Consider the following 6,574-nt stretch of genomic DNA (forward strand, 5'->3'; position numbering starts at 1 on the left):
GATCGCGGCGCGCGCCATCGCGCGGGCCGGCCATCTTTCGCTCCTCGTCAACAATGCCGGCATCCAGGTCGAACAGCCGAGCGACGCGCTCGACATGGACCGGTTCGACCGCGTCATCGCGGTCGACCTGCTGGCCGTCGCCCATCTCTCCTCGCGGGTCATCGGCCATATGGCGCAGCGCGGGTCGGGCGCGATCCTGAATATCTCCTCGGTTCACGAAATCGTGCCAAAGCCCGGCTTCCTGTCCTATTCGGCGGCGAAGGGCGGCATCGGCAACCTCACCCGCACGCTCGCGCTCGAATTCGCCGGGCGCGGCGTGCGGGTGAACGCGGTCGGTCCCGGCGCCACGGTCACGCCGATGAACGCCGGCTGGACCGGCGATCCCGAGCGCCGCCGCGTGGTCGAGGCGCACATCCCGATGGGCCGCCCGGCCGAGGCCGCGGAAATCGCCGCGGTCGCCGCCTTCCTGCTGTCGGACGAGGCGAGCTACGTCACCGGCCAGACGCTCTATGCCTGCGGCGGCCTGTCGCTCTACGGCGATTTCGCGCGCAACTGGTCGACCTGACCCGCCCGGCACCGCTCATTGACGCCTCGCGCGCGGTCTCCCGCAACCCGGCGGCTTCGCGCGCACAAGCCTGAAATCGTTTTCCATCTTTTGCTGTTTCCGGTGCGATCTCTGGTCATCGCGATTCTGGCCGTTGGGCGGAGCAGCAAAAATTTTATTTGAGCCAGCAGAAATTTCTTGATCGCGGCGGCGTGACAACCTAAAACGACCATGAAAACGTTTTCTGTTTCCGGAATCTTTTCACGTCCGAAGACAGGAAGACAAAAACAAGACCGAGGAGGAACGATTGACGGCGCACCCCGCCCTGCCAGCCCGCATCCCTGCATGTCCGTTCGCGGGATCGCCGCGAGTGTCGACGCATCGCGCCGGCGGCATCGTGGCGCGCCCATCGCCTTGGCCGACATCCGGCCGATGACCGGACCCCGCCGGCCGACCGCGCCGGGCCACGCTGAGAAAAAAAGGAGACCAGAATGACCAACAGGAAGAGCTTCACGCAGAAGGCGGCGATCGCGCTGGCCGCGGTCGGCGCGATCGCCGGCTTCGCCGCCACCGCCCAGGCCGCGCCGATCCGCGCCTGCCTCATCACCAAGACCGACTCCAACCCCTATTTCGTCACCATGCGCAAGGGCGCGCTGGCGGAGGCGAAGAAGCTCGGCGTCGATCTCAAGACCTATGCCGGCAAGTACGACGGCGACAACCAGTCCCAGGTCGCCGCCATCGAGAGCTGCATCGCCGATCATGCCAAGGGCATCCTGATCACCCCGTCCGATACCAAGGCGATCGTTCCCACCGTCGAGAAGGCGCGCAAGGCCGGGCTGCTGGTGATCGCGCTGGATACCGCGCTGAGCCCGACCAGCGCCGCCGACATGACCTTCGCCACCGACAATTTCGAGGCCGGCGAGCTGATCGGCCGCTGGGCCCGCAAGCATCTCGGCGCCAAGGCGAAGGACGCGAAGATCGCGATGCTCGACCTGTCGATCTCGCACCCCACCGTCGATGTCGAGCGCGACCACGGCTTCCTCGCCGGCTTCGGTGACAAGATCAAGAATCCGGAAACGTTCAACGTGCCCGACCCGCGCATCGTCGGCCATGTCGAGACCGGCGGATCGGAAGAGGGCGGCCAGAAGGGCATGGAAACGCTGCTCGCCCGCAACCCGAACATCAACCTCGTCTACGCCATCAACGAGCCGGCGGCCTTCGGCGCCTACCAGGCGCTGAAATCGGTCGGCAAGGCGGGCAAGGTCACCATCGTCGCGATCGATGGCAGCTGCACCGGCGTCGACGGCGTGAAGCAGGGCATCATCGCCGCCGACTCGCAGCAATATCCGCTGAAGATGGCGGCCCTCGGCGTCAAGGCGATCGTTACCTTCGCCAAGACGGGCAAGAAGCCGCAGGCCAGCGCCGGCAAGGATTTCTTCAACACCGGCACCAACCTGATCACCGCGCATCCGGTTCCCGGCGTTCCCTCGATCACGCCGGCGCAGGGCGCCAAACTCTGCTGGGGCAACTGAGCCCCCTGCGTGATCCCGGGCGGTGCATGGCGCCGCCCGCCCTCTTCGACTGCCGCGCCGGCGCTCCCGGCGCGGTCATGGAGCAGACGCCATGTCGAGCAACGAGCGCACCGAGATCACCTTCGAGGCGGCCATCGTGACCGCCGGATCGGAGGCGGTCGCCGAATTCAGCCACCGCAAGACGCCGCTGGAGCGGCTGCAGCAGCTGCTGCACGAAACCCCCTGGCTCGCGCCGCTCATCGTGCTGCTGGTCTCCCTGCTCGGCTTCGGCATCCTGGTCGGCCACCGGTTCTTCTCGGCCTATGCGCTGACGCTGATCCTCCAGCAGGTGACCATCACCGGCATCGTCGGTGTCGCCCAGGCGCTCGTCGTGCTCACCGCCGGGATCGATCTTTCGGTCGGCGCCATCATGGTGCTGTCCTCGGTGCTGATGGGCCAGTGTTCCTTCAGTTACGGCCTGCCCGCCGAGGTCTCGATACTCTGCGGCTTCGCCTTCGGCGCCGCGGTCGGCTGGTGCAACGGCGTGCTGGTCGCCCGCATGAAGCTGCCGCCCTTCATCGTCACCCTCGGCATGTGGCAGATCGTGCTGGCGGCGAACTACCTCTATTCCGGCAACCAGACGATCGGCGCGGCGCAGATCTCGCTGAAGGCGCCGTTGCTGCAGTATCTCGGCAACACCTTCGTGATCGGCGGCGCCAACGGCGCCACCTTCACCTATGGCGTCGTGCTGATGATCGGCCTCGTCCTGCTCTTTGCCTATGTGCTGCGGCACACCGCCTGGGGGCGGCACGTCTACGCCGTGGGCGACGATCCCGATGCCGCGGCCCTGGCGGGGGTGAACGTGCGGCGGATGCTGATCGGCGTCTACACGCTCTCCGGCCTCGTCTGCGCCATCGCCGGCTGGGCGCTGATCGGCCGCATCGGCGCGATCTCGCCGAATTCCGGCCAGTTCGAGAACATCAACAGCATCACCGCGGTGGTGATCGGCGGCATCTCGCTGTTCGGCGGCCGCGGCTCGATCCTCGGCATGATCTTCGGCGCCATGATCGTCGGCGTCTTCACCCTCGGGCTCAACATGTATGGCACCGACCCGCAATGGACCTACCTGATGATCGGCGCGCTGATCATCGTCGCGGTCGCGGTGGACCAGTGGATCAGAAAGGCGGCGGTGTGATGGAACCCGTTCTCAAGGCGCGTGGCCTCGTCAAGCGGTATGGCCGGGTCACGGCGCTCGACCATTGCGATTTCGACCTTCATCCCGGCGAGATCCTCGCCGTCATCGGCGACAACGGCGCCGGCAAGTCCTCGCTGATCAAGGCGCTCTCCGGCGCCATCCAGGTCGACGAGGGCGAGATCCAACTCGAGGGCCGGCCGGTGCGCTTCGCCTCGCCGATCGCCGCCCGCGCCGCCGGCATCGAGACCGTCTACCAGACGCTCGCGATGGCGCCCGGCCTGTCGATCGCCGACAACATGTTCATGGGCCGCGAACTGCGCAAGCCGGGCCTGCTCGGCAAGGTCTTCCGCAAGCTCGACCATGCCGAGATGCAGCGCATCGCCCGCCAGAAACTCTCCGATCTCGGGCTGATGACGATCCAGAACATCAACCAGGCGGTGGAAACCCTCTCCGGCGGCCAGCGCCAGGGCGTCGCCGTCGCCCGCGCCGCCGCCTTCGGCTCCAAGGTCATCATCCTCGACGAGCCGACCGCCGCCCTCGGCGTCAAGGAATCCCGCCGCGTGCTCGAACTAATCCTCGACGTGAAGGCCCGCGGCATCCCCATCATCCTGATCAGCCACAACATGCCGCATGTCTTCGAGGTGGCGGACCGCGTCCACATCCATCGTCTCGGCCGCCGGCTCTGCGTGATCGACCCGAAGACGCATTCGATGTCCGACGCCGTCGCCTACATGACCGGCGCGCGCACGCCCGAGGCGGTGCTCGACCCCGCGGCCTGAACCGGAGATCGGGACGACATATCACAGAATATTCTTGAGCCTGAAAATTATGTGATATATATCCCCGAAACGCGCCGAAAGGCGCTGACCGAGGACGTCCCGATGTATACCCAGGCCCTGAACCAGCCTTCCGAATCCGCGTCCGCCGCGCCCGAGGATGCCGACAGGCTCGCCCGCTTCCAGGCGCGGATCGACGCCGATGAACGGATCGAGCCGAACGATTTCATGCCCGCCGCCTACCGGCGCACGCTGACGCGGCAGATCTCCCAGCACGCCCATTCCGAGATCATCGGCATGCAGCCCGAGGGCAACTGGATCACCCGCGCCCCCACGCTGCGCCGCAAGGCCGCCCTGCTCGCCAAGGTGCAGGACGAATGCGGCCACGGGCTCTATCTCTACGCCGCCGCCGAAACCCTCGGCGCCACGCGCGAGGAACTGGTCGACCAGCTTCTCGCCGGCCGCGCGAAATACTCCTCGATCTTCAACTACCCGACGCTGAGCTGGGCCGATATCGGCGCGATCGGCTGGCTGGTCGACGGCGCCGCGATCATGAACCAGATCCCGCTCTGCCGCTGTTCCTACGGGCCCTACGCGCGCGCCATGATCCGCGTCTGCAAGGAGGAATCCTTCCACCAGCGCCAGGGCTACGAGATCATGCTCACCCTCGCGCGCGGCACGGCGGAGCAGCGCGAGATGGCGCAGGACGCGCTGAACCGCTGGTGGTGGCCGAGCCTGATGATGTTCGGCCCGCCGGATGCCGCCAGCGCCCATTCCGACAGCTCGATGCGCTGGAAGATCAAGCGCTTCTCGAACGACGAACTTCGCCGCAAGTTCGTCGACGCCACGGTGCCGCAGGCGCATGTCCTCGGCCTGTCGATCCCCGATCCCGCGCTGCGTTACGATGCCGCCGCCGGCCATTGGGAGCACGGCGCGATCGACTGGGAGGAGTTCCGCCAGGTCATCGCCGGCAACGGCCCGTGCAACCGCGAGCGCCTTGCCGCCCGCCGCCAGGCGCATGAGGACGGCGCCTGGGTGCGCGAGGCCGCCCTCGCCTTCGCCGCCCGCCGCCGCACCCGCGCGGAAGCCGCCTGAGGACGGGACGATGCCGGAAACGCCGACCCCGCTCTGGGAAGTCTTCATCCGCAGCCGCAACGGCCTCGCCCATCGCCACGCCGGCTCGCTGCACGCGGCCGACGCCACTCTGGCGCTGCAGGCCGCGCGCGATCTCTTCACCCGCCGCGGCGAGGGCCTGTCGATCTGGGTGGTGCCCTCCGCCGCCATCACCGCCTCGGACCCGGCCGAGGCCGGCATGCTGTTCGAGCCCGCCGACTCGAAGATCTACCGCCACCCGACCTTCTACGAGGTGCCCGACGAGGTCGGCCACATGTGACGGCCGGCACGCCGCGCCCCGGAGAGCCCGATGTCCACCACCTCCATCACCGTCCGCGAGACCCCGCTGGTCCGTTTCCTGCTCCGCCGGGCGGACGACGCGCTGATCCTCGGCCATCGCCTGTCCGAATGGTGCGGCCGCGCGCCCAGCATGGAGGAGGAGATGGCGCTGGCGAACATCGCGCTCGACCTCATCGGCCAGGCCCGCGCGCTCTACGCCTACGCCGCCGATGTCGAGGCGGCCGGCCACGACGAGGACGATTTCGCCTATCTCCGGCCCGAGCGCGCCTTCGGCAACCTGCTGCTGGTCGAACAGCCGAACGGCGATTTCGCGGTCACTATCGCGCGCCAGGTGTTTTTCTCCGCCTTCGCCGATCTCTGGTGGCGGGCGCTCGCCGGCTCGGCCGATCCCACGCTGGCCGCCCTCGCCGCGCGGGCCGAAAAGGAAACCGCCTACCACCTGCGCCACGCGGCGGAATGGCTGATCCGCCTGGGCGACGGCACGGCGGAAAGCCATGCCCGCGCCGCGGCGGCGGTCGAGGCGCTCTGGCCGTTCACCAGCGAGATGTTCGAGGCCGAGCCGGACGAGGCCGCGCTGGTCGAGGCGGGCATCGCCCCCGATCCGGCCACCCTGCGCGACCCCTGGCGCGCCGCCCTCGCCGAGATCCTCGCCGAGGCCACGCTGGCCCTGCCCGAGTCCGGCTGGATGCAGAAGGGCGGCCGCCAGGGCCGGCATTCCGAGCATCTCGGCCGGCTGCTCGCCGAAATGCAGCATCTCCAGCGCAGCTATCCCGGGGCCTCGTGGTGAGCGCGCCCGAGCCGTCCCTCGCCCGCCTGCGCCGCGTCGCCGGCGCCGTGCCCGATCCCGAACTGCCGGTGCTCACCATCGCCGATCTCGGCATTCTCCGCGATGTCCGCATCGTCGGCGGCACGGCGGAGATCGACATCACGCCGACCTATTCCGGCTGCCCGGCGATGGCCGAGATCGCCGCCGGAATCATCCGCGCCGTCGAGGCCGCCGGTTTCGGCCGGCCGCGCGTGAACACCGTGCTCTCGCCCGCCTGGACGACCGATTTCATGACCGCCGCGGCGCGGCGCGCGCTGCGCGAATACGGCATCGCCCCGCCGCCGGAAGCCGCCGCGCGCCGCCCGCGCT

General features: G+C 68.5%; 8 protein-coding genes. All 8 read left to right on the top strand.

The window, feature by feature from the left end:
- Positions 1–565: SDR family oxidoreductase (locus tag APM_RS10855; protein ID WP_007423420.1), on the top strand; the 565-nt coding region annotated here is incomplete at its 5' end.
- 470 nt (positions 566–1,035) lie between these two features.
- Complete coding sequence (locus APM_RS10860; RefSeq protein ID WP_007423421.1) at positions 1,036–2,076, top strand: substrate-binding domain-containing protein; 1,041 nt, start codon at positions 1,036–1,038, stop codon at positions 2,074–2,076.
- A 91-nt stretch (positions 2,077–2,167) separates the two neighbouring features.
- Entirely contained in the window at positions 2,168–3,250 is a 1,083-nt protein-coding gene (locus tag APM_RS10865; protein WP_007423423.1) for an ABC transporter permease, read from the top strand.
- Positions 3,247–4,029 (top strand): ATP-binding cassette domain-containing protein, encoded by a 783-nt coding sequence (locus APM_RS10870; protein WP_007423424.1) that lies wholly within the window; start codon positions 3,247–3,249, stop codon positions 4,027–4,029. Before APM_RS10865 ends, APM_RS10870 begins: the two co-directional genes overlap by 4 nt.
- Positions 4,030–4,131: 102 nt before the next feature.
- Positions 4,132–5,121 (top strand): 1,2-phenylacetyl-CoA epoxidase subunit PaaA, encoded by a 990-nt coding sequence (gene paaA, locus APM_RS10875; protein WP_050807185.1) that lies wholly within the window; start codon positions 4,132–4,134, stop codon positions 5,119–5,121.
- Between the two features lie 10 nt (positions 5,122–5,131).
- Positions 5,132–5,419 carry a 1,2-phenylacetyl-CoA epoxidase subunit PaaB gene (gene paaB / locus APM_RS10880; protein ID WP_007423426.1) on the top strand — a complete coding sequence of 96 codons (288 nt, stop codon included), beginning with the start codon at positions 5,132–5,134 and terminating at the stop codon, positions 5,417–5,419.
- Between the two features lie 30 nt (positions 5,420–5,449).
- Positions 5,450–6,226 (top strand): 1,2-phenylacetyl-CoA epoxidase subunit PaaC, encoded by a 777-nt coding sequence (gene paaC, locus APM_RS10885; RefSeq protein WP_007423427.1) that lies wholly within the window; start codon positions 5,450–5,452, stop codon positions 6,224–6,226.
- Positions 6,223–6,574 (top strand): 1,2-phenylacetyl-CoA epoxidase subunit PaaD (gene paaD / locus APM_RS10890; RefSeq protein ID WP_241763141.1); only part of this gene is annotated, 352 nt, incomplete at its 3' end. The genes paaC and paaD, both read left to right, overlap by 4 nt.

Origin of the sequence: Acidiphilium sp. PM (assembly GCF_000219295.1) — a bacterium.
Lineage (GTDB): Bacteria > Pseudomonadota > Alphaproteobacteria > Acetobacterales > Acetobacteraceae > Acidiphilium > Acidiphilium multivorum.

What these genes read in the sequence shown, in the direction of transcription:
- APM_RS10860 (WP_007423421.1), top strand. Translation starts at nt 1,036, where the DNA reads ATGACCAACAGGAAGAGCTTCACGCAGAAGGCGGCGATCGCGCTGGCC.
- APM_RS10865 (WP_007423423.1), top strand. Translation starts at nt 2,168, where the DNA reads ATGTCGAGCAACGAGCGCACCGAGATCACCTTCGAGGCGGCCATCGTG.
- paaA (WP_050807185.1), top strand. Translation starts at nt 4,132, where the DNA reads ATGTATACCCAGGCCCTGAACCAGCCTTCCGAATCCGCGTCCGCCGCG.
- paaB (WP_007423426.1), top strand. Translation starts at nt 5,132, where the DNA reads ATGCCGGAAACGCCGACCCCGCTCTGGGAAGTCTTCATCCGCAGCCGC.
- paaC (WP_007423427.1), top strand. Translation starts at nt 5,450, where the DNA reads ATGTCCACCACCTCCATCACCGTCCGCGAGACCCCGCTGGTCCGTTTC.